At 33.4% G+C, this 26912-nt stretch carries 25 protein-coding genes, 1 pseudogene and 1 riboswitch; of the genes and pseudogenes, 3 read left to right on the forward strand and 23 right to left on the reverse strand.

The features are described from left to right. Positions 1-114: 114 nt before the first annotated feature. Genes ACFQ1R_RS03540 through ACFQ1R_RS03550 form a run of 3 tightly spaced genes read right to left on the reverse strand, consistent with a single transcriptional unit; the run spans position 115 to position 2932 of the window. Positions 115-966, reverse strand: coding sequence for a prephenate dehydrogenase (locus tag ACFQ1R_RS03540; protein WP_379924727.1), 852 nt, complete (start codon positions 964-966; stop codon positions 115-117). After that, the gene (locus ACFQ1R_RS03545) at positions 963-2108 is read right to left on the reverse strand and encodes a pyridoxal phosphate-dependent aminotransferase (protein ID WP_379924728.1); all 1146 of its coding nucleotides are present in this window, start codon (positions 2106-2108) and stop codon (positions 963-965) included. The genes ACFQ1R_RS03540 and ACFQ1R_RS03545 overlap by 4 nt, the downstream gene beginning before the upstream one ends. Continuing rightward, on the reverse strand, positions 2105-2932 hold the full coding sequence (locus ACFQ1R_RS03550; RefSeq protein WP_379924729.1) for a prephenate dehydratase: 828 nt from the start codon (positions 2930-2932) through the stop codon (positions 2105-2107). Before ACFQ1R_RS03550 ends, ACFQ1R_RS03545 begins: the two co-directional genes overlap by 4 nt. Positions 2933-3216: 284 nt before the next feature. Here ACFQ1R_RS03550 and gldA point away from each other — a divergent pair, with 284 nt between their 5' ends. The 3 genes from gldA (at position 3217) to ACFQ1R_RS03565 (ending at position 7505) form a co-directional block, all read left to right on the forward strand. After that, entirely contained in the window at positions 3217-4113 is an 897-nt protein-coding gene (gene gldA / locus ACFQ1R_RS03555; protein WP_379924730.1) for a gliding motility-associated ABC transporter ATP-binding subunit GldA, read from the forward strand. Positions 4114-4226: 113 nt separating this feature from the next. Next, on the forward strand, positions 4227-6314 hold the full coding sequence (gene pta / locus ACFQ1R_RS03560; RefSeq protein WP_379924731.1) for a phosphate acetyltransferase: 2088 nt from the start codon (positions 4227-4229) through the stop codon (positions 6312-6314). 3 nt (positions 6315-6317) lie between these two features. After that, on the forward strand, positions 6318-7505 hold the full coding sequence (locus ACFQ1R_RS03565; protein ID WP_379924732.1) for an acetate/propionate family kinase: 1188 nt from the start codon (positions 6318-6320) through the stop codon (positions 7503-7505). Here ACFQ1R_RS03565 and ACFQ1R_RS03570 read toward each other — a convergent pair. The 20 genes and pseudogenes from ACFQ1R_RS03570 to ACFQ1R_RS03665 all read right to left on the reverse strand — a co-directional run bounded on the left by ACFQ1R_RS03570 (position 7491) and on the right by ACFQ1R_RS03665 (position 26883). Continuing rightward, positions 7491-8237, reverse strand: a complete 747-nt coding sequence (locus ACFQ1R_RS03570) for a head GIN domain-containing protein (RefSeq protein WP_379924733.1) — start codon at positions 8235-8237, stop codon at positions 7491-7493. The genes ACFQ1R_RS03565 and ACFQ1R_RS03570 overlap by 15 nt on opposite strands. Positions 8238-8240: 3 nt before the next feature. Next, complete coding sequence (locus tag ACFQ1R_RS03575; protein ID WP_379924734.1) at positions 8241-9341, reverse strand: acyloxyacyl hydrolase; 1101 nt, start codon at positions 9339-9341, stop codon at positions 8241-8243. A 35-nt stretch (positions 9342-9376) separates the two neighbouring features. Next, positions 9377-10333 carry a methylenetetrahydrofolate reductase [NAD(P)H] gene (gene metF, locus ACFQ1R_RS03580; protein WP_379924735.1) on the reverse strand — a complete coding sequence of 319 codons (957 nt, stop codon included), beginning with the start codon at positions 10331-10333 and terminating at the stop codon, positions 9377-9379. A 146-nt stretch (positions 10334-10479) separates the two neighbouring features. Next, positions 10480-10719, reverse strand: a complete 240-nt coding sequence (locus ACFQ1R_RS03585) for a hypothetical protein (protein WP_379924736.1) — start codon at positions 10717-10719, stop codon at positions 10480-10482. 92 nt (positions 10720-10811) lie between these two features. Next, on the reverse strand, positions 10812-13487 hold the full coding sequence (gene metH / locus ACFQ1R_RS03590; protein WP_379924737.1) for a methionine synthase: 2676 nt from the start codon (positions 13485-13487) through the stop codon (positions 10812-10814). A 24-nt stretch (positions 13488-13511) separates the two neighbouring features. Further along, complete coding sequence (locus ACFQ1R_RS03595) at positions 13512-14513, reverse strand: homocysteine S-methyltransferase family protein (protein WP_379924738.1); 1002 nt, start codon at positions 14511-14513, stop codon at positions 13512-13514. Positions 14514-14566: 53 nt separating this feature from the next. Then, a riboswitch (SAM riboswitch) is annotated at positions 14567-14679 on the reverse strand. 82 nt (positions 14680-14761) lie between these two features. Next, entirely contained in the window at positions 14762-15652 is an 891-nt protein-coding gene (cysM, locus tag ACFQ1R_RS03600; RefSeq protein ID WP_379924739.1) for a cysteine synthase CysM, read from the reverse strand. Further along, the gene (epsC, locus tag ACFQ1R_RS03605) at positions 15639-16409 is read right to left on the reverse strand and encodes a serine O-acetyltransferase EpsC (protein WP_379924740.1); all 771 of its coding nucleotides are present in this window, start codon (positions 16407-16409) and stop codon (positions 15639-15641) included. Before epsC ends, cysM begins: the two co-directional genes overlap by 14 nt. 83 nt (positions 16410-16492) lie before the next feature. Then, positions 16493-17545 carry an NAD(P)/FAD-dependent oxidoreductase gene (locus ACFQ1R_RS03610; protein ID WP_379924741.1) on the reverse strand — a complete coding sequence of 351 codons (1053 nt, stop codon included), beginning with the start codon at positions 17543-17545 and terminating at the stop codon, positions 16493-16495. 13 nt (positions 17546-17558) lie between these two features. Continuing rightward, the gene (locus tag ACFQ1R_RS03615; protein WP_379924742.1) at positions 17559-18140 is read right to left on the reverse strand and encodes a precorrin-2 dehydrogenase/sirohydrochlorin ferrochelatase family protein; all 582 of its coding nucleotides are present in this window, start codon (positions 18138-18140) and stop codon (positions 17559-17561) included. Positions 18141-18150: 10 nt separating this feature from the next. After that, entirely contained in the window at positions 18151-18912 is a 762-nt protein-coding gene (gene cobA, locus ACFQ1R_RS03620; protein ID WP_379924743.1) for a uroporphyrinogen-III C-methyltransferase, read from the reverse strand. A gap of 2 nt (positions 18913-18914) precedes the next feature. Continuing rightward, a complete protein-coding gene (locus ACFQ1R_RS03625; RefSeq protein WP_379924744.1) occupies positions 18915-21017 on the reverse strand; it encodes a HEPN domain-containing protein in 2103 nt (700 codons plus the stop codon). An 83-nt stretch (positions 21018-21100) separates the two neighbouring features. Further along, positions 21101-22348, reverse strand: coding sequence for a sulfate adenylyltransferase subunit 1 (locus ACFQ1R_RS03630; RefSeq protein ID WP_379924745.1), 1248 nt, complete (start codon positions 22346-22348; stop codon positions 21101-21103). Between the two features lie 95 nt (positions 22349-22443). Next, a complete protein-coding gene (gene cysD / locus ACFQ1R_RS03635; RefSeq protein ID WP_379924746.1) occupies positions 22444-23349 on the reverse strand; it encodes a sulfate adenylyltransferase subunit CysD in 906 nt (301 codons plus the stop codon). A 90-nt stretch (positions 23350-23439) separates the two neighbouring features. Beyond that, positions 23440-24060, reverse strand: a complete 621-nt coding sequence (locus ACFQ1R_RS03640) for a phosphoadenosine phosphosulfate reductase domain-containing protein (protein WP_379924747.1) — start codon at positions 24058-24060, stop codon at positions 23440-23442. 10 nt (positions 24061-24070) lie between these two features. Then, a complete protein-coding gene (locus ACFQ1R_RS03645; RefSeq protein WP_379924748.1) occupies positions 24071-24334 on the reverse strand; it encodes a DUF2061 domain-containing protein in 264 nt (87 codons plus the stop codon). Between the two features lie 95 nt (positions 24335-24429). Continuing rightward, a complete protein-coding gene (locus ACFQ1R_RS03650) occupies positions 24430-24843 on the reverse strand; it encodes an RrF2 family transcriptional regulator (RefSeq protein ID WP_379924749.1) in 414 nt (137 codons plus the stop codon). Positions 24844-24885: 42 nt separating this feature from the next. Further along, positions 24886-25128: pseudogene (locus ACFQ1R_RS03655) on the reverse strand (tetratricopeptide repeat protein); the annotation flags it as partial. Between the two features lie 30 nt (positions 25129-25158). Next, positions 25159-25533 carry a hypothetical protein gene (locus tag ACFQ1R_RS03660; RefSeq protein ID WP_379924750.1) on the reverse strand — a complete coding sequence of 125 codons (375 nt, stop codon included), beginning with the start codon at positions 25531-25533 and terminating at the stop codon, positions 25159-25161. A gap of 177 nt (positions 25534-25710) precedes the next feature. Further along, positions 25711-26883 carry a trans-sulfuration enzyme family protein gene (locus tag ACFQ1R_RS03665; RefSeq protein ID WP_379924751.1) on the reverse strand — a complete coding sequence of 391 codons (1173 nt, stop codon included), beginning with the start codon at positions 26881-26883 and terminating at the stop codon, positions 25711-25713. Between the last annotated feature and the right edge of the window lie 29 nt (positions 26884-26912).

Here is a 26912-nt window from a genome sequence, read left to right on the forward strand (position 1 = left end):
TGTTTCGAAATAATTTTTTATAATTTATTTACTCTTTTATTTTTTCTTAGATTTCAATTCCTAAACGTACGCTAAAAAGCAACTTCCATATACTGATGTTCGTTTTAAACTACATCAAATAAGACCTTTCAATATATCTTTTATATGGTTTGTTTCTTTCATTTCATTAAAAATCGCATCAAAATCATCACCTTTCATTAGCTCTTTAAATTGCGTTAAATTGTTAATGTATTCTTCTAAAGTTTCAATTACGTTTTCTTTATTCTGCTTAAAAATAGGTGTCCACATTTCAGGTGAACTTTTTGCCAATCGTACAGTAGATGCAAATCCACTTCCTGCCATATCAAATATATCGCGTTCGTTTTTTTCTTTCTCCATTACCGTTTTACCTAGCATAAACGAACTAATATGTGATAAATGCGATACGTAAGCAATATGTTTGTCATGCGCTTCTGGGTTCATATATCGTATACGCATCCCGATTGATTTAAACAACTCCAACGCTTTTTCTTGAAGTTTGAATGTTGTTTTTTCAACTTCGCAAATAATATTTGTTTTGCCAACAAACAAGTTAGGAATCGCAGCACTTGGCCCTGAATGTTCGGTTCCTGCAATTGGATGCATTGCTAAAAAATTTCTGCGTTTTGGGTGGTTTTCAACCACTTTACAAATTGCTTCTTTTGTCGAGCCTGCATCAACCACCAATCCTGTATCTGGTATTTTGTCTAAAATAGATGGTAATAATTTTACCGTAGCATCAACAGGAATAGAAATAATGACTAAATCGGCATTAACAATATCATCTAATGTTGCCTTTTTATCAATTAAATTAAGTTCTAAAGCCTCGTTAAGTGTTGCTTCTTTTCTACTAATACCATGAATTACCACATCTGGATATTTCTTTTTAATATCAATAGCTAAGCTTCCGCCAATTAACCCAACGCCTATGATGTATATATTCTTCATTTTACTCTTGCAATGGCTTCTTCTAATACTTCTGTTGAAGCACATAATGAAAACCTGATGTATCCTTCTCCTTTACTGCCAAAAATAGTTCCTGGTGTAATGAATAAGTGATTGTTTTTTAATGCTAAATCTATAAATTCTTCTGATTTTACAAATGGAGGCAATTTTGCCCAAACAAATAAACCTGTAGCATTTTTATCGTAAGTACAATTTAAGGCTTCAGCTAATTTCCATACTAAATCTCTACGCTGTTTATAAACATTATTCAATGTTACAAACCACATTTTTGAGCATTTTAAGGCTTCAATAGCACCTTTTTGAATACCGTAAAACATACCAGAATCCATATTGCTTTTCACTTTTAAAACGTTGTTTATGTGCGTACTATCACCAACAACCATCCCAACGCGCCAACCTGCCATATTGAAGGTTTTGCTAAGTGAATTAAGCTCTAAACAAACATCTTTTGCGCCTTTTACACTTAAAATACTTTGTTGATTTTCGTTTAACACGAAACTATACGGGTTATCATTTACTATTAAAATATTGTGTTTTTTTCCAAAAGCAACCAACGCTTCAAATAAAAATTTACTTGGTTGTGCGCCTGTTGGCATGTGCGGATAGTTTACCCACATGATTTTCACTTTAGATAAATCTAACTTTTCTAAAGCTTTAAAATCTGGTTGCCAATCGTTAGCTTCATCTAGTTCGTAAAAAACCGTTTTTGCTCCTACTAATTTGGTAACCGACTCATAGGTTGGATAACCCGGGTTTGGTATTAACACCTCATCGCCTTCATTAAGGTATGCCATTGAAATGTGCATAATTCCTTCCTTACTTCCCATTAATGGTAAAATCTCGGTTGCTGGACTTAAACTTACCGCGAAATGTTCTTTATAAAACCCTGCAATAGCTTCTCTTAATTCTGGCAAGCCTTGGTAGCTTTGGTATTTATGCGCATTTGGGTTTGAAAACCCTTCATTTAAAGCATCAATTACTTTTTGTGGTGGTTGCATATCTGGGCTACCAATACCTAAATTGATGATAGGCTTACCACTAGCTAAAAGCAGATTTACTTCTCTCAACTTTTTTGAGAAGTAGTATTCTTCAACGGTGTTTAATCTGTTTGCTGCCTCAATCATTTTTTTGCGTTTTTATATTCGCCTAATACTTTAAATCCTTGCGCCATAATATCTATAATGGACTTTGCTTTTTTAAATTCTTCATACGTTTCAAAAGTAACATCAACAAAAAAGGCATATTTCCAAGGTGTTTCAACAATTGGTAACGATTGTATTTTTGTTAAATTCAATTTACAATCGCTCATCACATTTAAAATTGCCGCTAAACTACCACGTTTGTGGTCTGCTTCAAAACGCACTGATGCTTTGTTAATTTCGTTTTCAGCTACTTCAGAGTTTACTCGTTTTACAATTACAAATCGCGTTTCGTTATGTTTTATCGTTTGAATGCTATGTGCTATTATATCTAATTCAAAAATATCGGCAGCCAATACACTTGCAATGGCACCAACACCTTTTAGTTGTTTTTCTTGAATTCGTTGCGCTACTTCTGCCGTATCTTTATCTTCAATCAACTTAATATGTGGATGTAATTTAAAAAACTCCATACATTGCAACAACGCCATTGGGTGCGAGTACACTTCTTTAATTTCTTTGATATTCTGATTTGGCAACACCATTAAATTATGTTGAATATCTAAATAATGTTCGCCAACAATATGCAACCCAAACTTGTTTATTAATGCGTAATTTGGAATGATTGAACCCGCAATTGAGTTTTCTAAAGCCATTATGGCGGCATCACATTTTTTTGTAATTAAAGAATCGACTACCTGATCGAATGTGGAACATTCAATAGCATCAACAGGTTTATCAAAATATTGTTGCGACACAATATGATGAAACGACCCTTTTACACCTTGTATGGCTACTGTTTTAATCATATACAAAAAAAAGTCCCGATTTTCATCGAGACTTAGTATTAAAATTTATGTTTATAAATTACACATACAACGTCTCGTTTTTTCTGCTAAAGAAAAAATAAAAACCGCTAAAATATGTATAACCTACTGTTGTCTTCATAATTATGTGGCTAAAGTAATTAATATTTTAAGAAATAAAAATAGGATAAAACCTTTTTTTCATATTTACTAAAAGTTTTAAATATTTTACAGCAAAACATACATTACGTTAGATAATCATTATTTTTGAACAAATAATTTTAAATATGTCAATACTAGTTGAAGGTGTTTCAAAACTATACGGAAACCAAAAAGCATTAAACAACATCTCTTTTAAGGTTGATAAGCCAGAAATAGTTGGGTTTTTAGGACCAAATGGCGCTGGAAAATCGACTATGATGAAAATTTTAACCACCTATTTAGTTGCGAATGAAGGTGTAGCACAGGTTAATGGCTTTGATGTGACTAACAACAAACAACATGTACAACAAAGTGTTGGGTATTTACCAGAGCACAACCCGTTATACTTAGATATGTATGTAAAAGAATATTTAGCTTTTAATGCAAATATTTATAATGTAGATAAACAACGTATTAGCGAGGTTATAGAACTTACAGGTTTAACTGTTGAAGCTCATAAAAAAATTGGACAACTATCAAAAGGATATCGCCAGCGTGTTGGACTAGCTAATGCACTATTACACAACCCCGATGTTTTAATACTTGATGAACCTACTACAGGTTTAGACCCAAACCAATTAGTAGAAATACGAAACCTTATAAAGTCTATTGGAAAAACAAAAACCGTATTTCTTTCAACACACATTATGCAAGAAGTTGAGGCCATGTGCGACCGTGTTATTATTATTAATAAAGGTGAAATTGTTGCCGATAAAAAACTGAATGATTTACGAGAAAGTAAAGAACAAACCGTTATTGTTGAGTTTGATTACCGCGTTGAAGATGCTTTTTTACTAAAATTACCAAAAGTAAAAAATGTTGCTAATACCCACGGTTTTGTATATGAAATAACATTTTCAACCTTTGAAGATATGCGTTCGTATGTATTTGATTTTGCGCATGATAATAAGTTAAAAATACTTCAGCTTAATCAAAAAAATGCGAGTTTAGAAAGTTTGTTTCGAGATTTAACTTCTAAATAATACAAGTTACAAAAGCCATTAATTTCTATTTAAAGTAGAAAGTATGACTATTATCATCTTTACTAAAACATGTAGGCGTTAATTTTGTAACTGAAAATAACAACACTATAATTATGAGTAAAGGAATTTATGTAGCTACAATTGAACCAAACAGCGGAAAATCGATTGTCGTTTTAGGTTTAATGCAAATGCTTTTAGGTAAAATTGCTAAAGTAGGATACTTTAGACCTATTATTGACGATTTAGAAACTGGTGTAATGGACAACCATATTAGCACCGTTTTATCACATTTCGAAATTGATATTAACTACAAAAAAACATACGCATTTACACGAAACCAAGTTCTTGACCTATATAACCAAGGAAAATCTGGCGAAGTTTTAGATGAAATTATCAAAAAATACAAATACCTAGAAGAACAATTTGATTTTGTTCTAGTTGAAGGCACCGATTTTTCACATGAAAACTCAAGTATTGAATTAGATTTAAACATCTTAATTTCAAAAAATTTAGGACTTCCTGTAATCATTGTTATGCAGGGCGATAAAAAAGAGCTAAAAGAAATTGCAGACAGCGTTCAGCTAGCTTATGATACCTTTAGAAACGATGTGAATGTGCTATCTATAATGACAAACAAAGTAGATACTAATGATATTTCAGCATTAAAAAAATCACTAAAAGAGCGCGTAAACAATACCGATATTACCGTTATTCCAAAAATTCATAGTTTATCAAGTCCTACAGTAAAAGAAGTTGTTAAATTATTAGATGGTAAAGTGCTTTTTGGCAAAGATATGCTAAACAACCCTATAGATAGTTTTAGCGTTGGTGCCATGCAATTACGAAACTACATTACACACTTAAAAGATAATGCTTTAGTAATTACACCAGGTGATAGAGCCGATATTATCTTGGGTGCACTTCAAGCCAACGTATCAAAAAACTACCCTAAAATTTCAGGAATTATTTTATCAGGAAGTTTAATACCCGAAGAACCTATTTTAAAACTTATTGAAGGACTTTCTGGTATTGTACCAATTATTAGTGTGAATGACGGCACGTATTCTGTAACCAATAAAATTGGTAGTATAAAATCTAGAATATACGCCGAAAACATAGAAAAAATAACAACATCTATTTCAACTTTTGAAAAACATGCTGATACAGATAAACTTGCAGAACGTTTAATAACATTCAAATCAGACACATTTACACCAAGAATGTTTCAATATAACTTATTACAACGTGCATTAAAAAACAAAAAACACATTGTACTTCCAGAAGGTTATGACGAACGTGTTTTAGAAGCTGCTGCCAGATTAATAAATGCCCAAGTAGTAGATTTAACACTTATTGGTGAAATAGACAAAATTAAAGAGCGAATTGAAAAACTTGATATTTCTTTAGATTTAAATAGTGTAAACGTTGTGTCTCCAACAAAATCGCCATTTTTTGAAGATTATGTAAACACCTACTACGAACTAAGAAAGCATAAAAATGTAAACTTAGAAATGGCGCGCGATGCAATGTCTGATGTATCGTATTTTGGTACTATGATGATTTACAAAGGTCATGCCGATGGTATGGTATCTGGTGCTGTAAATACTACACAACACACACTACTTCCGGCATTGCAGTTTATAAAAACAAAACCAGGTGTAAATATTGTATCTTCCATTTTCTTCATGTGTTTAGAAGATAGAATATCTGTTTTTGGCGATTGTGCTATAAACCCAAACCCTAATGCTAAAGAATTGGCAGAAATTGCAATTTCATCAGCTAGAACAGCTAAAGAATTTGGTATTGAACCTAAAGTTGCAATGTTATCATACTCATCAGGTTCATCTGGAAAAGGTGCTGAAGTTGATAAAGTTAGAGAAGCAACCGAAATTGTAAAAACCGAAGCCGCAGATATAAAAATTGAAGGTCCAATACAATATGATGCTGCTGTTGATATGCGTATAGGAAAAAGCAAACTACCCGATTCTGAAGTAGCAGGTCGCGCTAGTGTACTTATTTTTCCAGATTTAAACACAGGAAATAACACTTATAAAGCTGTACAACGTGAAACAGGTGCGTTGGCAATTGGACCAGTTTTACAAGGATTAAATAAACCTGTTAATGATTTAAGTAGAGGTTGCACTGTAGATGATATTTATAGCACCGTAATTATAACCGCTATTCAAGCACAAGAAATTTAAACCATGCAAGTATTAATATTAAACTCTGGAAGTTCTTCCTTAAAATTTCAATTATTTTCAATGCCAGAAGAAACCATTTTGTGTTCTGGCATAATAGAACGCATTGGTGCAAACGATGCTATTTTTAAATACAAAACAGATAAAACAACTATTGAATCTGAATCTCAAATTTTAAACCATAAAGCAGGTTTAAAACTGGTAGCACAACACCTTTTAGATGAAATAGTTGGTGTAATAAAATTGCCTGAAGATATTGCTATTGTTGGTCATAGAGTGGTTCATGGTGGCATTCATTTTAGTGATACTACCGAAATTACTAAAGATGTTAAAGAAAAAATTAAAGAGTTATCATCATTAGCACCATTACACAACCCTGCAAATTTAGAAGGTATTTTGGTAGCCGAAGCCATTTTTCCTAAAGCTAAACAAGTTGCAGTATTCGACACAGCTTTTCACCAATCTATACCCGAAGTAGCCTACAAATATGCCATTCCTAATGAGTTTTTAACCAAACATCATATTCGTTTATATGGGTTTCATGGTACAAGTCATAAATACGTTTCCGAAAAAGCTATTGAATTTTTAGGAAAAAAAGAATCAAAAATAATAACCATTCATTTAGGTAACGGTTGCAGTATGACGGCTGTAAAAAACGGAAAAAGTATTGATCATTCCTTAGGGTTTTCGCCTGTTGGTGGCTTAATAATGGGAACACGTTCTGGCGATATAGATCCATCCATCATTTTTCACCTAAAAGACAAGTTGGGTTATAACTTAAAAGATATAAACACGCTTTTAAATAAACAAAGTGGCATGTTAGGATTAACTGGTTATAACGATTTAAGAGATATTCAAACCATGGCTGCAAAAGGTAATGAAGATTGTATTTTAGCCTTACAAATGAATGCATATCGCATTAAAAAGTATATAGGTGCTTATGCTGCCGTGTTAAACGGTTTGGATGCTATTGTATTTACTGCAGGTATTGGCGAAAACTCTAAATACATGCGTGAACTTATTTGTGAAGACTTAGATTTTTTTGGAATTGATTTAGATATTGACAAAAATAATGCTGATTTAAGAACCGTTCGAGCCATTAATAAAGACAACGCTAAAACTAAAATTTTAGTAATACCTACTAATGAAGAATTGGAAATTGCTAAACAGTCTGTAAACTTAATTAAAAATTAATCGGCCTTTATAAACTTCTTGAACATCAACAACCGGCGGATGTGTTACAGCAATAACATTGCCCGTGCCTGATATTTTGCCAGTTATAGACAGTTGTGGGTTTACAATCATATCATTAGAACTTCTGTTCAAAATAACAACATGTTGCGCTACTAAATTTTCGCCTTCAAAACGCGATGTTCCTGCTGCAAATAAAATGTTTAAGTTATTGGTTTCACCAGAGACATAGCAGTTCGATAAATTGTTGAACACCAAATTGAAGCTATTATTATCAATTTGCAATTTGAAATTGCCATTGGTAAAAGAATTTGGAGCATTAAAATCCTCGGATAAAATAGTTAAATCTGGATAAGTTAAAACACCATCAGAACGTATTTCATATTGTGTAGAACTTTGTATTTCAGTTATGTTTGAAGCTGTTACATACACTTTTGTAATACCATAACTCCTAACATAGTTACAACTATTATTATCGGTTAAAATTAATTTTCCATCTAAAACAACTGCTTCTACATCATTAATTAAGTTCTTTCCTGTTTCAATGGTTACCTTTTGATTTGTTCCTTGTTTTATTATAAGTTCAATATCTCTATTAACTAAAATTTTATTAAAACTGGAAACAGTAACTTCTTGTTGAATAATTAATCCTGTTGTTTGAAAACAATCACTTGAATTTTCATTGTTGCATGAAAAAAAGATTATTATCGCTAGTATGTAAATTAGTTTTTTCATTTTTTACAACCTTACCCCTACACCAAATTCAACTGCTTCAGCTTTAGCTTGATGCGATTTCAAGGTTAATGCACCAAACCATTTATCATTTATATAGCGTTTTAAACCAATTCTAATATAGCTTCTACCTTCAAAATCAAAAGGATAATATACATAATAGCCTAATTGTGTTTCCAAAGATGTTTTGTTAATAAACAACTCATGACCCACAAAAACACCAACACGTTTATAATCTTCATCTCCAGAAATATTTTCTTCAGGAAATGATACACTTTTATAATGAATATAATCCTTTAAAAAGTTCGAAAAAAACACATCGGTTCCTAATTGAATGGCACTTTTTGCGTTAATACGCTTATCTACATAAGCAGATGCAATATAAAATGGATATGTACCACTTCCTACCACATCACTTTCAGTAAAACCACTTCTAAAAACAAGATTGTATTTTATTGGTTGTGTAATTTTTTTGTTTTCAGCATCGGCTAATGTTGTAATATATTCTGGTTCATTATCCTCTAAATTATAAGTAACACCTAAATTTAATGTAATAGAATTTACACTCGCATTTGGTGCTTTTATATTGGCATTGGAATAATGTATTAATGAAACCCCTGCTTGCAACCCAAACTTATCTAAAACACGTTCCTTTTTGTAATTAAGCATCATCATAGTACTACTTAAAATATGCGTACCAAAAGCTATATTTCTATAATTCTCTACTTTATCATAAGGGTTGGATGTGTAGGCAATACCTTGAGCTATTCTAAACATTAAATTTCTATTGAAAAAATAAAAATTATAATGTGCGTAAACCGATGCATTATTACCTAAAACATCATTTTTTAAGTTTTGATAAATGAATGACACACCATAATCGGGATAATTATAACGTTGTTCCCAGTCATTAAATCCGTAGGTTTTTTTGTTCCAACTTAAAATAACGCCTTCTGGATGTCCTTGAATTAAATGGAGAATATCGTTATTATGCAGCGCAATATTACCTTTAAAGTAATTAGCATCAAAGTACGATGTATGCTGTTTTTCTTGTGAAAAAACAAACACTACACACATTAAAAACACGTAGGTTATATATGGCTTCATTAGCTAGTTACTACTGCATAAAAGTAACTGATTTATTAAAATAAAGCCGAAGCTATTGCTTTAATATTATCACTTTTACCCATAGAATAATAATGCAATACTGGAACACCAGCAGCTTTTAGTTCTTTTGATTGTTGAATAGCAAACTCAATACCTACTTGCCTAACTGCGTTATTATCTTTACAACTTTCTACAGCATCAATTAAATCTTGTGGTAAATCTATTTTAAAAACCTGTGGTAAAATTTGTAAATGGCGTTTCACTGCAATAGGTTTTATACCCGGAATAATTGGCACATTAATTCCTACTGCTTTAGCTTTTTCAACAAATTCAAAATATTTATTATTATCAAAAAACATTTGTGTTACCACATAATCTGCTCCAGCATCAACCTTTTCTTTTAAACGTTTTAAATCGGTTACTAACGATGGTGCTTCCATGTGCTTTTCTGGGTAACCTGCAACACCTATACAAAAATTGGAATTATGTTCTACCACCACATCATCATGCAAATACTTTCCTCTATTAAGTTCAGCTATTTGTTTTACCAGTTCACTAGCAAATGCATTTCCACCTTCTACAGGTTTAAAATACGGTTCATCTTTCATTGAATCGCCACGTAATGCCATCACATTATCTAAACCTAAATAATGGCAATCTACCAAAACATACTCCGTTTCCTCTTTAGTAAAACCACCACATAACAAATGCGGAATGGCATCAACTTTATATTTATGCATTATAGACGCACAAATACCAACCGTACCAGGACGCATACGGGTAATACGTTTATCTAAAAGCCCGTTACCTTTATCAAGATACACATACTCTTCTCTAGAAGTTGTTACATCAATAAACGGCGGGTTAAATTCTATTAATGGATCAATATTATTATATAAATCCTGAATATTTTTCCCTTTTTGTGGTGGAATCACCTCAAAAGAAAACAATGTTTTTCCGTTTGCTTTTTTAATATGGTCTGTTACTTTCATGCCAAATTTCCTGCGAAAGCAGGAATCTTATTTTAATTTAATTCTAATATTTTTGGGCGTTACCACAAGGGTCGCGCTTTACGTTTCAAGTCCTCGCTCGTACCTCGCTGTGGGCTTTCCACTGCAATCGCTAACGCAAATGCAAATTAAAGCAATAACTTTTTAACAGCATTATAGTCTTCTTCATATTCCCAATAAATCCAGCGTCCATCAACATAATCGGTTAAAATATATTTTTCACTAATCGATTTAATTCTTGAAACTGGAATGATTTTTTTCGAAAAATTTTCCGAAGGAATAGGTTCCATCATTTCCTTGTTTTTGCTATTATAACCGTGTGATATAATATAACTACCCAATGTTAACTCTATAAATTCTGGTTTCATTTAATTCATTTTTTAATCGTGACTACGTACACCAAAGCAATGTGTTTGCTTTTTTTTAAAAGTTTATTTCGTTTTACCTCATCGTAAAAACGTTATTCATCAGCAATTGTTGGATGCAACCACTTTCTAGCTTTTTCTTTTGTAATGCCTTTTCTAGTTGCATAATCGGTCACTTGGTCATCTGTAATTTTTCCTAAACCAAAGTATTTCGCTTCAGGATTTGCAAAATAATACCCCGATACTGCCGCTGCTGGCCACATAGCTAAACTTTCGGTTAACTTCACACCTATTATTTTTTCAACTTCCAACAACTCCCAAATCGTTTCTTTTTCCAAATGGTCTGGACATGCAGGATAACCCGGTGCTGGTCGAATACCTTTATAACTTTCTTTTATTAAATCGTCATTGGCAAGTGTTTCACCTGCATCATAACCCCAATGTTTGGTTCGTATTTGTTTGTGTAAATACTCTGCAAACGCTTCTGCAAAACGATCGGCAATGGCTTGCACCATAATACCATTGTAATCATCTTCTTTTGCTCTGTAGCTATCGGCTAATTCTTGCGCTCCAAAAATAGCGACACAAAATGCACCCATATAATCGGTTTTTCCTGTGTCTTTTGGTGCAATAAAATCGGCTAAAGCAATATTTGGAATACCTTCTCGCTTACTTAATTGCTGTCGCAAGGTTCTAAAAACAGTGATTTCTTTTCCGTTTTTTTGAATTAAAATATCATCATCATTAATTGAATTCGCTTCAAACAAACCAAAAACAGCTCTTGGTTTTAATGATTGGTTAGCAATAATTTCTTCAATCATTACTTGCGCTTCGTTGTACATAATGGTTGCTTGTTCACCAACCAATTCATCCGTTAAGATGTCTGGAAATTTACCGTGTAAATCCCAACTTCTAAAAAACGGACTCCAATCAATATAAGGCACTAATTCTTTTAAACTTAATTGTTTTAACATCTGAACACCTAATTCTTTAGGTTTTACAATTTCAGACGTATTCCAATCAATTTTAAACTTTCTTTCTCGTGCTTCTTTAAGTGAAATATATGATTTTTCTTTTCCTCGTTTTAAAAACTTGGTTCTGAATTCATCATATTCTTTTTTTAAATTAGCAACATATTCGTTTGATGTTTTCTTATTTAATAAATCACCAACAACCGTTACTGCTCTTGAGGCATCATTTACATGAACCACGGCGTTTTTATATTGCGGATCAATTTTAACAGCCGTATGCGCTTTTGAAGTTGTTGCACCACCAATTAATAACGGAACTGTAAAATTTTGACGCTCCATTTCCTTAGCCAAATACACCATTTCATCAAGTGATGGTGTAATTAAACCAGACAAACCAATGGCGTCAACATTTTCATTCTTAGCAGTTTCTATAATTTTTTCTGGTGGAACCATTACACCCAAATCTACTATGGCATAATTATTACAAGCCAAAACCACACTCACTATATTTTTACCAATATCGTGCACATCACCTTTTACGGTTGCCATCAATACTTTACCTACAGGTTCTTGTAAATCACCTTTTTCAGCTTCAATAAACGGATTTAAATAGGCTACTGCCTTCTTCATAACGCGTGCAGACTTCACTACTTGCGGTAAGAACATTTTTCCTGCTCCAAACAAATCGCCTACCACGTTCATTCCAATCATTAAATGACCTTCAATAACATCAATAGGTTTTTCGGCTTGCAATCTTGCTTCTTCAACGTCTTCAATAATAAAAGCATCGATACCTTTTACCAATGCATGGGTAATGCGCTCTTGAACGGGGTTTTCTCGCCAACTTAAATCAACGCCTTTTTCAACTTTTGAACCTTTTACGGTTTCGGCAAAATCCAGTAAACGTTCTGTGGCATCGTCGCGTTTATCTAAAATAACATCTTCAACATGCTCTAATAAATCTTTTGGAATATCGTCATACACTTCTAAAAGCGACGGATTTACAATTCCCATATTCATACCTGCTTGAATGGCGTAGTATAAAAACACCGAGTGCATTGCTTCGCGAACGCCATCATTTCCTCTAAACGAAAACGATACGTTACTTACACCACCACTTACGCTTACGTTTGGTAAATTTTGACGCACCCAACGGGTAGCTTCAATAAAATCGATAGCATTTCTGCGGTGTTCTTCCATACCTGTTGCCACAGGAAATATGTTTAAATCGAAAATAATATCTTCTGAAGGAAAGCCTACTTTATTCACTAAAATATCATAGGAACGTTTACATATTTCAATACGTCTTTCATAATTATCGGCTTGTCCAACTTCATCAAAAGCCATGATAACAACTGCAGCACCGTAACGTTTTATTTGTTTTGCTTCCCAAATAAATTTTTCTTCACCTTCTTTAAGTGAAATGGAGTTAACCACACATTTACCTTGAACGACTTTTAAACCCGCTTCAATGATTTCCCATTTAGAGCTATCAATCATGATTGGTACTCTAGAAATATCAGGTTCGGCAGCAATTAAGTTTAAAAAACGCACCATAGATTCTTTACCATCAATAAGTCCGTCGTCCATATTAATGTCGATAATTTGTGCACCACCATCTACTTGATGACGCGCAACTGCTAGTGCTTCATCAAATTTTTCTTCTTTTATCAATCGTAAAAACATGCGAGATCCAGCAACATTTGTACGTTCTCCAACGTTTATGAAATTGCTGTTTTCGTTTAAGATTAGAGGTTCTAACCCAGATAAACGCATGTATTTTGTTTGTTTAATTTTCATGTTTTTAATTTATGAGATTCCTGTCTACGCAGGAATGACAGCATGACGTGGTTTATATTTTGCTGCTATGGCTGCAATGGTTTTAATATGCTCTGGTGTGGTACCACAACAACCGCCTATAATGTTTATTAAATTTTTCTTTAAATATTCCTCAATTTGTTCACCCATTTCCTCTGGAGATTCATCATATTCACCAAAAGCATTTGGCAAGCCTGCATTGGGGTGTGCGGAAATAGCAAAATCGGTTTTATTGGCAATGGCTTCTAAATGGGGCTGTAGTAAATTAGCACCTAAAGCACAATTGAAACCTATAGATAATAACGGAATATGCGATACTGAAATTAAAAATGCTTCAGCGGTTTGCCCTGACAATGTTCTTCCTGAAGCATCAGTGATGGTTCCGCTTAACATGATGGGAATATCAATGCTTCGTTCTTCTTTAACTTCTTCAATAGCGAATAAAGCAGCTTTAGCGTTTAAGGTATCAAAAACGGTTTCAACCAACAATAAATCAACACCACCATCTATCAACGCTTCAACTTGTTGTTTGTATGCGATACATAATTCATCAAACGTTACGGCTCTATAACCAGGATCGTTTACATCGGGCGACATACTTGCGGTACGGTTTGTTGGCCCAATAGAACCTGCTACAAAACGTGGTTTGTTTGGTTCGCGCTTTGTAAATTCATCAGCTACTTCTTTGGCTATTTTAGCAGATTGAAAGTTTAGTTCATACACCAAATCTTCCATTTGGTAATCGGCCATAGCAATGGTTGTACCCGAAAACGTATTGGTTTCCACAATATCGGCTCCAGCTTCAAAATATTTTCCATGAATGGTTTTAATTGCTTCTGGTTGGGTAATAGAAAGTAAATCGTTATTACCCTGCAATGGCGTGGGGTAATCTTTAAAACGCTCGCCTCTAAAATCTTCTTCAGTAAATTTATACTGTTGAAGCATGGTTCCCATAGCACCGTCTAGCACTAAAATACGGTCTTGTAAAGCTTGTTGTATGTTTGACATTTTGATATTTTTATATCTGTTATGTCATCAAGAAAAGTAAAAATATACACTTTTCGTTATCTTTCTAGTATTAAAAGATACTAGTAGAACGTAGCACCTTTCCCGAAAATTCGGGAGGTTGCCAAGGCTTCAACGGGTCTATTCCCTCTACCTTTCTTGATAACACAATTAATACGTTTATGAACTCGTGGGCAAAAATACCTCACATTTTTTTAAATTCACACTAAATTGACAAAAATCGGCTGATTTTATTCAAATAATGTTGAAGACAAATAACGATCGCCTCTATCACAAATAATGGCTACAATAACGCCTTCATTAATAGATTCTGCAATTTTTAAAGCACAAAACACAGAGCCACCACTACTCATTCCTGCAAACACACCTTCTTCTTTAGCCAAACGTTGTGTTGTTATTTTAGCATCTAGTTCACTAACATCTACAACTACGTCAACTCTAGAACGGTCGAAAAACTTAGGAACATAATCGGGCGACCATTTTCTTATGCCAGGTATTTTGGCACCATCTTCTGGCTGTGCACCAACAATTGTAATGTTATTGTTTTTTTCTTTCAGAAACCTTGATGTTCCCATAATAGTACCTGTGGTTCCCATAGCCGACACGAAATGGGTAATTTCTCCATCGGTATCTCTCCAAATTTCAGGTCCTGTGGTTTTATAATGCGCTTTCCAGTTATCGTCATTTTCAAACTGATTTAAAAGCGTGTATCCTTTTTCATCCCTTAATTGAAATGCCACATCTCTAGAGCCTTCAATTCCTGTATCGGCAGGTGTTAAGATAACCTCAGCACCATAAGCACGCATGGTTTTAACACGTTCTTCCGTAGAGTTTTCGGGCATAATTAATACCATATGTACTCCCAATAAATTTGCAATGAATGCCAAAGCAATTCCAGTGTTACCACTGGTTGCTTCCACCAAATAGTCTCCTTTTTTTATATCGCCTCGCTTTAAGGCTTCATTAATCATATTAAAAGCGGCACGATCTTTTACACTTCCGCCTGGGTTATCGCCTTCTAATTTCAAATATAGTTTAACGCCTTTTTTTGAAATTAAATGACTTGCCTCAACAAGTGGTGTATTACCTATTCTATCTAAAATACCTTTAACGGATGCCATTCTTTTTGGGTCTGATTTTAATTTCTGTTTGATAAGTCACTAATGAATTTTCTGGAACCGATTCGGTAATCCAAACGTTAGCACCAATGGTACTGTTTGCTCCAATTACAATATCGCCACCTAAAATAGTTGCGTTGGCGTAAATGGTTACATTATCCTCAATAGTTGGATGACGTTTTGTAGATTCCAAGCTTTTCTTCACTTGAATACCACCTAATGTAACACCTTGGAAAATTTTTACGTTGTTTTTTATGATAGATGTTTCACCAATAACAATTCCTGTTCCGTGATCTACGAAAAACGAATCGCCAATGGTTGCTCCCGGATGGATATCGATACCTGTAATACCATGCACATACTCACTCATCATTCTAGGAATAATGGGTACATTTTGCACATACAACTCATGACTTAAACGGTAAATTGAAATGGCATAAAACCCTGGGCATGCTAAATAAACTTCTTCCAAACTTTTGGTTGCGGGATCGAAATTTACAACTGCTACAGCATCTAAATCCAACTTAGTCCTGATAGTTTGAAACTTGCCTTGAAACTCATTCCAAATTGTTTCACCATCATTAATATCTAGATTATTGGCAATGTCTAAAAACGTTTTTTTTAAAGATTGAAGCTCGTTTTCATGTTCATCAAAAACATAATAAAACAAACGCTTTGTAAATGTTTTTACAACATCTTTTAAACGAACGTTATATTTCTTTTGAATTAATTTATCATTTAACTCTTGGCATGGATCCATATCTAATACTTTTAATTGTCTAATGGTTGTCGCTTTTCAACATTGAAATTTACAACAATAAACAACTTTTAAAAAAAACTTTTTTATTGAATGGATTGTACTACTGCTTTAGGAGCTTCTTTACGAGTACCATCAAAACCATCAATACCACTAACGGTTGTATATTTTAATACATACTTTTTACCTGGATTGATAATTCTATAAGCTGCTTGACACATTAAAGTAGCTTCGTGGAAACCACAAAGAATTAGTTTTAATTTTTCAGGATAGGTATTAACATCACCAATAGCAAAAACACCTGGAATATTTGTTTGATAGTTTAATGAATTATCTACTTTAATGGCGTTTTTTTCTATTTCTAAGCCCCAATTTCCAATAGGTCCTAATTTAGGAGATAAACCAAATAATGGGATAAAGTGATCGGTTTCAATACGTCTTTCTTCACCATCTACATTTACAGTTAAGGCTTCAATTTTACCATCACCATGAAGTTCTGTAACCTCAGCAGGTGTGATAAGATTAATTTTTCCTGCTTCTTTTAATTCACCTACTTTTTCAACAGAATCTAAAGCACCTCTAAATTCGTTTCTTCTGTGTATTAATGTTACTTCTGAAGCCACATCAGCTAAAAAGATACTCCAATCTAAAGCAGAATCACCTCCACCAGAAATAACTACACGTTTGTTTCTGTAAACTTCTGGATCTTTAATAAAGTATTCCAAACCATTATCTTCATAAATCTCTAAGTTATCTAAACCTGGTTTTCTTGGTTCAAAAGAACCTAAACCACCAGCAATAGCCACAACTGGCGCATGGTGTTTGGTGCCTTTATTGGTTGTTACAATAAAAGTGCCATCTTCTAATTTATCAATTGTTTCAGCACGTTCACCTAATGTAAAACCTGGTTCGAATTGTTTACCTTGTTCAAGCAAATTTTTAGTTAAATCGCCTGCCAAAATTTCTGGAAATCCTGGTATATCATAAATAGGCTTTTTAGGATAAATTTCTGAACATTGTCCTCCTGGTTGTGGTAATGCATCAATTAAATGGCATTTTAATTTTAATAATCCTGCTTCAAAAACTGTGAATAATCCTGTTGGTCCAGCACCTATTATAAGTATATCTGTTTTAATCATTTTACGACTCTTTTTACTCTTTTTTCTCTATTAATCCTTTGGTAAATTCGTTAAGCGCTTCCACTTTTTGTTCAAAATCACCTTTTATTGTTTTTCTGTATTCGTTTAAATTTTTAACCAAATCGTCTACATTTTCGGGAATAACATCCTCAAAAAACTGACGTAAACGTTTGGCAGTAGTTGGCGATTTTCCATTGGTTGAAATTGCCACTTTCACATTACCTTTTGTTACGATACCACCCATATAAAAATCGCAATACGGTGGGTTATCGGCAACATTTACCAAAATGCTACGCTTTCTACAATGCTTGTGTACTTTTATATTAACGCTTGGCACATCTGTAGTTGCTACCACAATATGCTTTCCTTTTAAATAACGTTTGTTATAGCGACGCCTAATCAACTTAACATCGCCTGTTTTGGCTAATGCAATAGTACCTTCTCTAAACATAGGCGACACCATAGTCACTTTAGCATCTGGACTTGACTTTAAAATGAACGTTAATTTTTCCTCAGCTACATTTCCGCCACCAACAATTAGCACATGAAGGCTATTTAGTTTTAAAAATATTGGGTATAAATTATTTCGTTCCATTATTAGCCAGTTATAATTTATTTACTTCTTTATAAATTGAAGCTAGTTGAACGCGTTTTTTAACCACATCGCCAATTACAATAATTGCTGGATTTGTTAATTGCTTTTCTTCAACAACTTTAACAATGGTTTCAATGGTTCCAAAGCCTACTTTTTCATTCTCTGTTGTTCCTTCTTGAATGATTGCAATTGGTGTATCTTGCTTATTTTCTGCTGAAAAAATTTGAACAATTTCATCCAGTTTACTCATGCCCATTAAAATAACAATCGTAGCTGTAGATTTTGCAGCAATAGCAACATCATCAGACAGTTGGTGCGCTTTTGTAGTTCCTGTTATTACCCAAAAACTCTCTGAAGCACCTCGTTTTGTTAACGGAATTCCTTGATATGCTGGTACAGCAATAGATGATGAAATACCCGGCACTACATAGGTTTCTAAACCAAACTGCCTAACATAATCAATCTCTTCAGCACCACGACCAAAAACAAATGGATCTCCACCTTTTAAACGTACAACATGTCCTTTTTCTTTAGCTTTTGAAACGATAAGCTCATTAATTTGTTCTTGCTGGAATGCATAACACCCTTTGCGTTTACCCACAAAAATAAGTTCAGCATTTGCGGAAGCATATTTAAGAAGATCTTCGTTTATAAGCGCATCGTACAAAACAACATCAGCAGATTCAATAGCTTTAATTCCTTTAAGCGTTATTAATTCTACATCGCCTGGTCCTGCGCCAACAACTGTTAATTTAGGTGTTTTTAAACTCATTTTTAAACCGCTTTCTTTTCAAGCTTTGTATCTTCCGCTCTAAATGCTCTTACTTTTTCTAAAAACAAATTAGCATCATTTATATATTTTGAAGCAAAATCTTCAGTTGGAGCAAACTTGTTAATTTGATAAATTAATTCAGAAAACGAAGTTCCTAAATTAATTTGACCGCCTTCAACAAATAACTCATCAAACTGACTGATAATACCAGCATGTGTATTTGTACTTTTGTTTTCTGCTAATAATAATGCTTTCGCAGAATTAACCATAGATGTGTACGCGAAATAAATAGCGCTTGAATACACTTTATTATTAAATGATTTTTGTGCATTTTCAATTTTTTCTTCACTTTCTAAAAATAATGTTGAAATTAAATCGATAACCACACCAGCACATTCACCAATACCAATTTCTTTCTCGTATTTTTCGTCTGTTCCCCAATCAATAAAATCTTCTTGGGTTAAGTTTGAAACATCTTGAAGATCGTTCAATAGGTCATAAAAATATCTGTCACCAGTTACTTTATAATATTCTATAAACGATTTTCCATCGGCATTCGCTTCATAATCATTTAAAATTCTACGTAGCGCTTCTGGTCCTCTTCTACTTGGTACTTTTACTACTTTATCGGCAAACAAACCGTTTCCATTACCTAAGTTGCCACCACCTAATAATACCTGTAATGCAGGTGCTACCAATTTATCTGGAGTACGAACCGACATGCCTTGGAAACCAATATTTGCCATATTGTGTTGTCCACAGGCATTCATACAACCACTAATTTTAATAACAACATCGTCATTTTTTAAATACTGTGGGTATTCTGCTTTTATAACGCGCTCCAACTCATCTGCAATACCCGTACTACTTGCAATACCTAAATTACAAGTATCCGTTCCAGGACATGCAGTAATATCAACCGCTTTGTTATAACCAGCTTCAACAAAACCTAATTTTTCTAATTCAGTATAGAAAAACGGCACTAAATCTTCCTTTACAAAAGGAATTACTATATTTTGACGCAACGACAAACGAATTTCGCCTGCTGCATATTTTTCAACTAAATCGGCTAATAAACGTGCTTTATCCGTATAAAAATCACCTAAAAGGACTTTAATACCAATAGCCACATAACCTGCTTGCTTTTGAGAAATAAGGTTGGTAGTTTTCCACAAATCAAATGCAGCTTGATCTTTAATTTCTACTTGAGGTGCTTCAACAGAAACTGGTTTTGAATACTGAAAAGCATCAGCATCAATAGCTACCGTTTTAAACTCAATCGCATTTTGTTCTGCTTCTACTAGCTCTTTAAAAGCATCTAAACCAATATCTTTTATTAAGAATTTCATTCTTGCTTTTGCACGACTTTTACGTTCGCCATGGCGATCAAAAATACGTACCACACCTTCCATTAATGGAATGATTTTATCTGAAGGCAAGAAGCTATATAACTCGTCGGCATGACGTGGTTGCGAGCCTAAACCACCACCAATCATCACTTTAAAACCACGAACACCATTTTCAATTTTAGCAATAAAGCCTAAATCGTGCATGTATGAAAGTCCTGTGTCTTCATCAGAAGACGAAAATGATACTTTGAACTTACGTCCCATTTCTTGACTAATCGGGTTTCTTAAGAAAAAACGGAACAACCCATCAGCATAAGGCGATACATCAAACGGTTCGTTTGGATCAATTCCTGCCAATTCTGAAGCGGTTACGTTACGCACTGTGTTACCACAAGCTTCTCTAATAGTAACATCATCTTTATCTAATTCAGACCAAAGTTCTGGTGTTCTATTGATATCAACGTAGTGAATTTGAATATCTTGACGCGTAGTAATGTGTAAACGACCACGTGAATATTCATCAGACACATCTGAAATTCGGCGTAACTGATTGCTTTTTACTTTTCCGAAAGGTAATTTGATACGAATCATTTGTACGCCTTCTTGACGCTGACCGTATATACCGCGTGCTAAACGAAGACTTCTAAATTTTTCTTCATCTATTTTGCCATTCTGAAAAAGCTCAATTTTTTTAGCCAATTCTATAATGTCGTTTTCAACAATATTATTTTCTAATTCTGTTCTAAAAGTTTGCATTTCTTTTTTAGTTTGAATGTTTTAAAATTGAACGTTTAAAGTAGCGTACTTTATAAGTTTCAACCTTTTTAACTTTTTACTTCCTACTGAATAAATCCAGCTCCTACGGTATGATTATTTTGTGTATCGATTAATATAAACGACCCGTTTGTTCTGTGATTTTTAAACTGATCAAAAAACAATGGTTTATTAAATTTAAAAGTAACCGATGCAATATCATTCACTCCCAATCCTTTAACATTCTTTTCTATTCCAGAATAATCTGGATGTATTTTGTGGTTGATAGACTCTACCCTTGCCAATACTTTATTAACGCCATGTTGTAATACATACTTTGAACCAACCTCTAAAGGTGTTGAATCCATCCAACAAATATTAGCTGTAAATTGTTTATCGATGGTTGGCAAATCACCTTCTTTAACAATCATATCACCTCTACTTACATTAATATCGTTTTCTAAAGTGATAGTTACAGATGAACGTCTTGAAGCTGTTTGATACTTTTCATCATAGAAATAAATATCTTTAATCTTAGATCTTGTTTTTGATGGTAATACTAAAATAGTATCGCCAACACTTAATTCGCCACCATAAACTTTACCTGCATAACCTCTAAAATCGTGAAAATCTTCAGTTTTAGGACGAATAACATATTGCACAGGAAAACGTGGCGTACCAACATTATAAATATCTTTTTTATCTAATTGTTCTAAATGCTCCAATAAAGCTTCGCCTTTATACCAAGGCATTTTATCAGATTTGTTTACAACATTATCACCTTTTAAAGCACTTACAGGAATGAAGGTTATTTTTTGATCTTGGTAATCTCTCTTATTCATTAATTCAGAGAAATCTGCTTTAATTTTGTTGTAAACCTCTTCAGAATAATCAACTAAATCCATTTTATTAATAGCTACAACTACATCTTTAATTCTTAATAAATTATTGATGAAGAAGTGACGATTGGTTTGCTCTATAACACCTTTTCTAGCATCAATTAAAATGATGGATGCTTGCGATGTTGACGCACCTGTAACCATGTTACGTGTATATTCTACATGGCCGGGTGTATCTGCAATTATGTAACTTTTTTTCGCTGTTGAAAAATAAATATGAGCCACATCGATAGTGATACCTTGTTCTCTTTCAGCAACCAATCCATCTGTTGCTAATGAAAAATCTAAGTAATCATATCCTTTTTGTTTACTTGTTTTTTCAATAGCCTCTAACTTATCGGTAGTTAATGATTTTGTATCGTAAAGTATACGCCCAATTAAGGTACTTTTTCCATCATCTACACTTCCTGCTGTTGCAATTTTTAATACTTCCATTTTATTTTTTGCTTTATGCTTTAAGCTTTACGCTTTAAGCAATCTGACTTTATCTTAATTTTTATTTGCTTATGGCTTATGCCTATAGCTTACGGCTAAAAGTACCCTTGTTGTTTACGTTTTTCCATGGCTGCTTCAGAGCGTTTATCGTCTATACGCGCACCACGTTCAGAAATTGTACTATCTCTAATTTCTTCAACTACTTTTGAAATTGTTGATGCTTCTGATAATACTGCTGCTGTACAACTCATATCGCCTACGGTTCTAAAACGCACCATCTTTTCTAATACTTCTTCACTTTCATCTCTGTAAACAACATCGTCTTCTGCAGACCAAATCATACCGTCTCTTAAGAATATTTTACGTTTGTGAGCAAAATAGATTGAAGGAATTTCGATGTTTTCTTGTTCTATATAAGACCAAACGTCTAATTCTGTCCAGTTTGAAATTGGAAATACACGCACATTTTGTCCTAAATTAATTTGACCATTCAACATATCAAACAACTCTGGACGTTGGTTTTTTTCATCCCATTGACCAAAATCATCACGTACCGAAAAAATACGTTCTTTTGCTCTTGCTTTTTCTTCATCACGACGCGCACCTCCAATACAAGCATCAAACTTAAATTCTTCAATAGCATCTAAAAGTGTTGTAGTTTGCAATTGGTTTCTACTTGCATATCTACCAGATTCTTCTTTTACTTTACCAGCATCAATAGAATCTTGCACATTTCTAACAATTAATTCTAAACCTAATTCTTTAACTAAACGATCTCTAAATTCAATAGTTTCAGGAAAATTATGTCCTGTATCAATATGCATTAATGGAAACGGAATTTTAGCAGGATAAAATGCTTTTACTGCTAATCTTACTAATGTGATAGAATCTTTTCCTCCAGAAAATAACAATACAGGTTTTTCAAACTGTGCAGCAACTTCTCTAATAATGTATATTGCTTCGTTTTCTAGTGAATTTATTTTTGATGTATCTTTCTTCATAATCTTTTATAGTTGATAGTTATTGGTTGTTGGCTTCGGAAACTAATCAATAACAACTTTTAACTTTGTACTTTTTAACTTTTAACTTGTTTACGCATGCAACCCACACTCTCTGTTTTCTAAAGCTTTTGTTGGATCGAAATATTTAAATTCGTTTGGTAAGTTATTTTCTTCTAGGTATTTATCTAAATCGGCGTCAGACCAATAATAAAACGGACTCACTTTTAAAACACCATCTTTACTAAGGCTAAAAATACCAATGCTATCTCTAAACGCTGTTTGTCCTTGTCGTAAATTTGTAAACCAAACTTTTGGTTTATGTTCTTCCATAGCACGTCTAAAAGGTTCCAATTTCACTTGCTCAGTAAACAATGCGTGCTCTGGAGCATCTACACTTGGAATTCCCATAACAACATCGCGATGTGCCGATGTTTGTTTTGGCACATACAAAAACACGTTTAAGTTTAAATCTTTTATTACTTTTTCAGCGTGTCTGTAGGTTTGTGGCGTGTTGTAACCTGTATCGCACCAAACTACTGGAATAGCAGTTTCTACTGAAACGACAGCGTGCAAAATAGCAGCTTCGTATGGCCTAAAATTGGTTGTAACTACCGCTTCTTTATTAAGCTCAAAAGCCTTCTGAATAATTTCAGATGGCTTCGCGTCTTTCAAAAGTATATTTAATTCGTTTATGTTTTCTTGCGTTATCATCTATATCAACTTATTTTCCCCATTTAATAGTATTCCAAACACGTTCATGGAAAAAGTATAACACCATTTTAGTAACCAACTCTACCGAACCTATTTTGAATGCTAAAGTTAAGTGACCTGTAATTATCCATGAAATTAAAATGGTATCTAAAGTCCCTATAATTCTCCAGCTAATAGACTTAACAATACTTCTAAGTGGCTTTTCTTTAGCACTATCTGTCTTAAAAGTAGTTTTCTCTTCTTGATTTGAATTTATTAACACGTGATCAATCATTTTACTTAGTATTACATTAATCCTATCAATTTAATAGGAATTGCAAATTTAAAACTTTTTTTTACTTATCAAACTAAATTTTTATTTTTTTTAATTTATCTTTCAGATAAGTCTTTTAAAGTGGTATTCTTGAAAACTTCCAATGTACTATCTCGTACTTGAATCATCAATTTATTAACGCTACAAGCTTGTTCATCTGGACAATCATCACACTTTTCATAAAAATTGAGGCTTACACAAGGCACCATAGCTATTGGACCTTCAAGAACACGCATAACTTCGGTCATTAAAACTTCTGAAGGGTCTTTTCTTAAATAATAACCACCATGTTTTCCTTTTTTGGAACCCAAAATGCCTGATTTTCTTAAAGTAAGTAAAATACTTTCTAAAAATTTTTGCGGAATTTGTTCGCCTCTGGCAATTTCTCCAACTTGTACTGGCACTTCGCTTCCACTTCTAGCTATAAAAGTGAGTGCTTTTAATCCGTATTTTGTTTTTTTAGATAGCATGGTGCTAAGGTAATTAATTTAGAAAAAAATAAGATAATTATTTTACCATCTTACTTGATAAGGATAAGTTTCATAGATGCTATTATCTTCATTTATTGAATAACCATTGATAGCATCTTCTTTGGATTGTTCATAAAGAATTTTTGAATTTTCTAAATCATTCAACCTCAACAAGCAAATGGATTTATAATATTTTACTTCAGAGAATTTAGGATATTGTTTTAACGATTTATCAAATTGAACAATAGCTTCTTGCCATTTTCCTTGTTCATATTTACTTATTCCGTAGTAAAAAAGGTCTAAATAATGTGCTTCTCACAATTCTTTTTCTTGTTCTTCTATATCTTTTAAAAAAATGGATTCAGCTTTCATAAATTGATTAAGCTGTAAATTACAAAGTGCAATATGAAATTGATAGGTATGATCCATAACATATGAATTCCCTTCGTTTTTAATGCATTTTTCAAAATCTATGATGGCATCGTGGTAGGTTTTAGCAAAAATACATTTAATGAATGCCCTATAACTTAACCATCTTCTTGAATCATAAAAAACAGCCTTATCCAAATAGTTCATTCCAATTTCATACTTACTGGCTTTAAAATATGGCATAGCTTTTTGTTGCCATAAATATGCAATTGTACTATCTGCTTTTAAGCCTTCATCTAAACAATTTCGCCATTCCGCCATTTAAACTCTATAATTATATTGTTCGGCGCAATTGGTTACATATTTTTTAATTATTGAATCTTGTTTTTTTCTTATGCTTTCAGAAGTTACAGTATTCAAATTCACTTGACTTTTACACTGCATAAAAGATAAAGACAATATAAAAATCAAGATTTTAGTCATTTACCAAGTCGGTTTTTAATTTAAAGCCTGTTTCAAGTCGGAAATAATATCATCTATATGCTCTAAACCTACCGAAACACGTACCATACCATCGGTAATACCTGCTGCGGCTTTTACTTCAGGTTCTACCTTAGCATGTGTAGTGCTTGCTGGATGGGTTACAATGGTTCGCGTATCACCTAAATTGGCAGATAGTGAACACATTTTTATAGCATCAAAAAAAGATCTTCCGCCTTCTAAACCACCTTTTACCTCAAACGCTATAATATTACCGCCTAACAACATTTGCTTTTTAGCAATGTCGTGTTTAGGATGCGATTTTAAAAAAGGATATTTCACCCATGTTACTTTAGGGTGGGCTTCTAAAAATGTTGCCAATTTCAGCGCGTTTTCACAATGTTTTTCGGTTCTAACTGCTAATGTTTCTAATGATTTTGACAATACCCACGCGTTAAAAGGACTCATTGAAGGTCCTGTAAGTCTTGAAAATAGATAGATTTCTCTTATCAATTCTTTTTTTCCAACTGTAACGCCACCAAGTACACGCCCTTGCCCGTCAATTAATTTTGTAGCGGAATGGATAACCAAATCGGCACCAAATTTTATAGGTTGTTGCAAATAAGGTGTTGCAAAACAATTATCGACCACCAACAGAATGTTGTGCTTTTTACAAATGGCACTTAGGTATTCTAAATCCAACACATCAACACCAGGATTCGTTGGTGTTTCTGCATACAAAAACTTAGTATTCGGTTTAATTAAACTTTCAATGGTTTCAACTTCATTTACATTAAAATAAGAACACGCTATATTCCATTTCGGAAAGTATTTTGTAAACAAACCATGGGTAGCCCCAAACACCGAACTGCAAGACACGACATGATCGCCAGCATCCAGTAATGTTGCAAACGTTGAAAAAACCGCCGCCATACCACTAGCAAAAGCAAAACCAGCCTCTGCGCCTTCCATTAAGCATACTTTATCAACAAACTCGTTAACGTTAGGATTGCTATAACGACTGTACAAGTCGCGCTGCTTTTCTTCTGCAAAGGAAGCTCTCATTTCTTCTGCATCGTCAAAAACAAATCCTGATGTTAAATATAACGGTACCGAATGCTCAGAAAACTGGGTTGTTTCCGATTGCGTTCTTACGGCTAAAGTTTCGAATTTTTTTCTTTCCTCACTCATTTTTATCTTCTTTTAGGTCTCAACTACCC

This window comes from Mariniflexile jejuense (genome assembly GCF_042675665.1).
Taxonomy (GTDB): domain Bacteria; phylum Bacteroidota; class Bacteroidia; order Flavobacteriales; family Flavobacteriaceae; genus Mariniflexile; species Mariniflexile jejuense.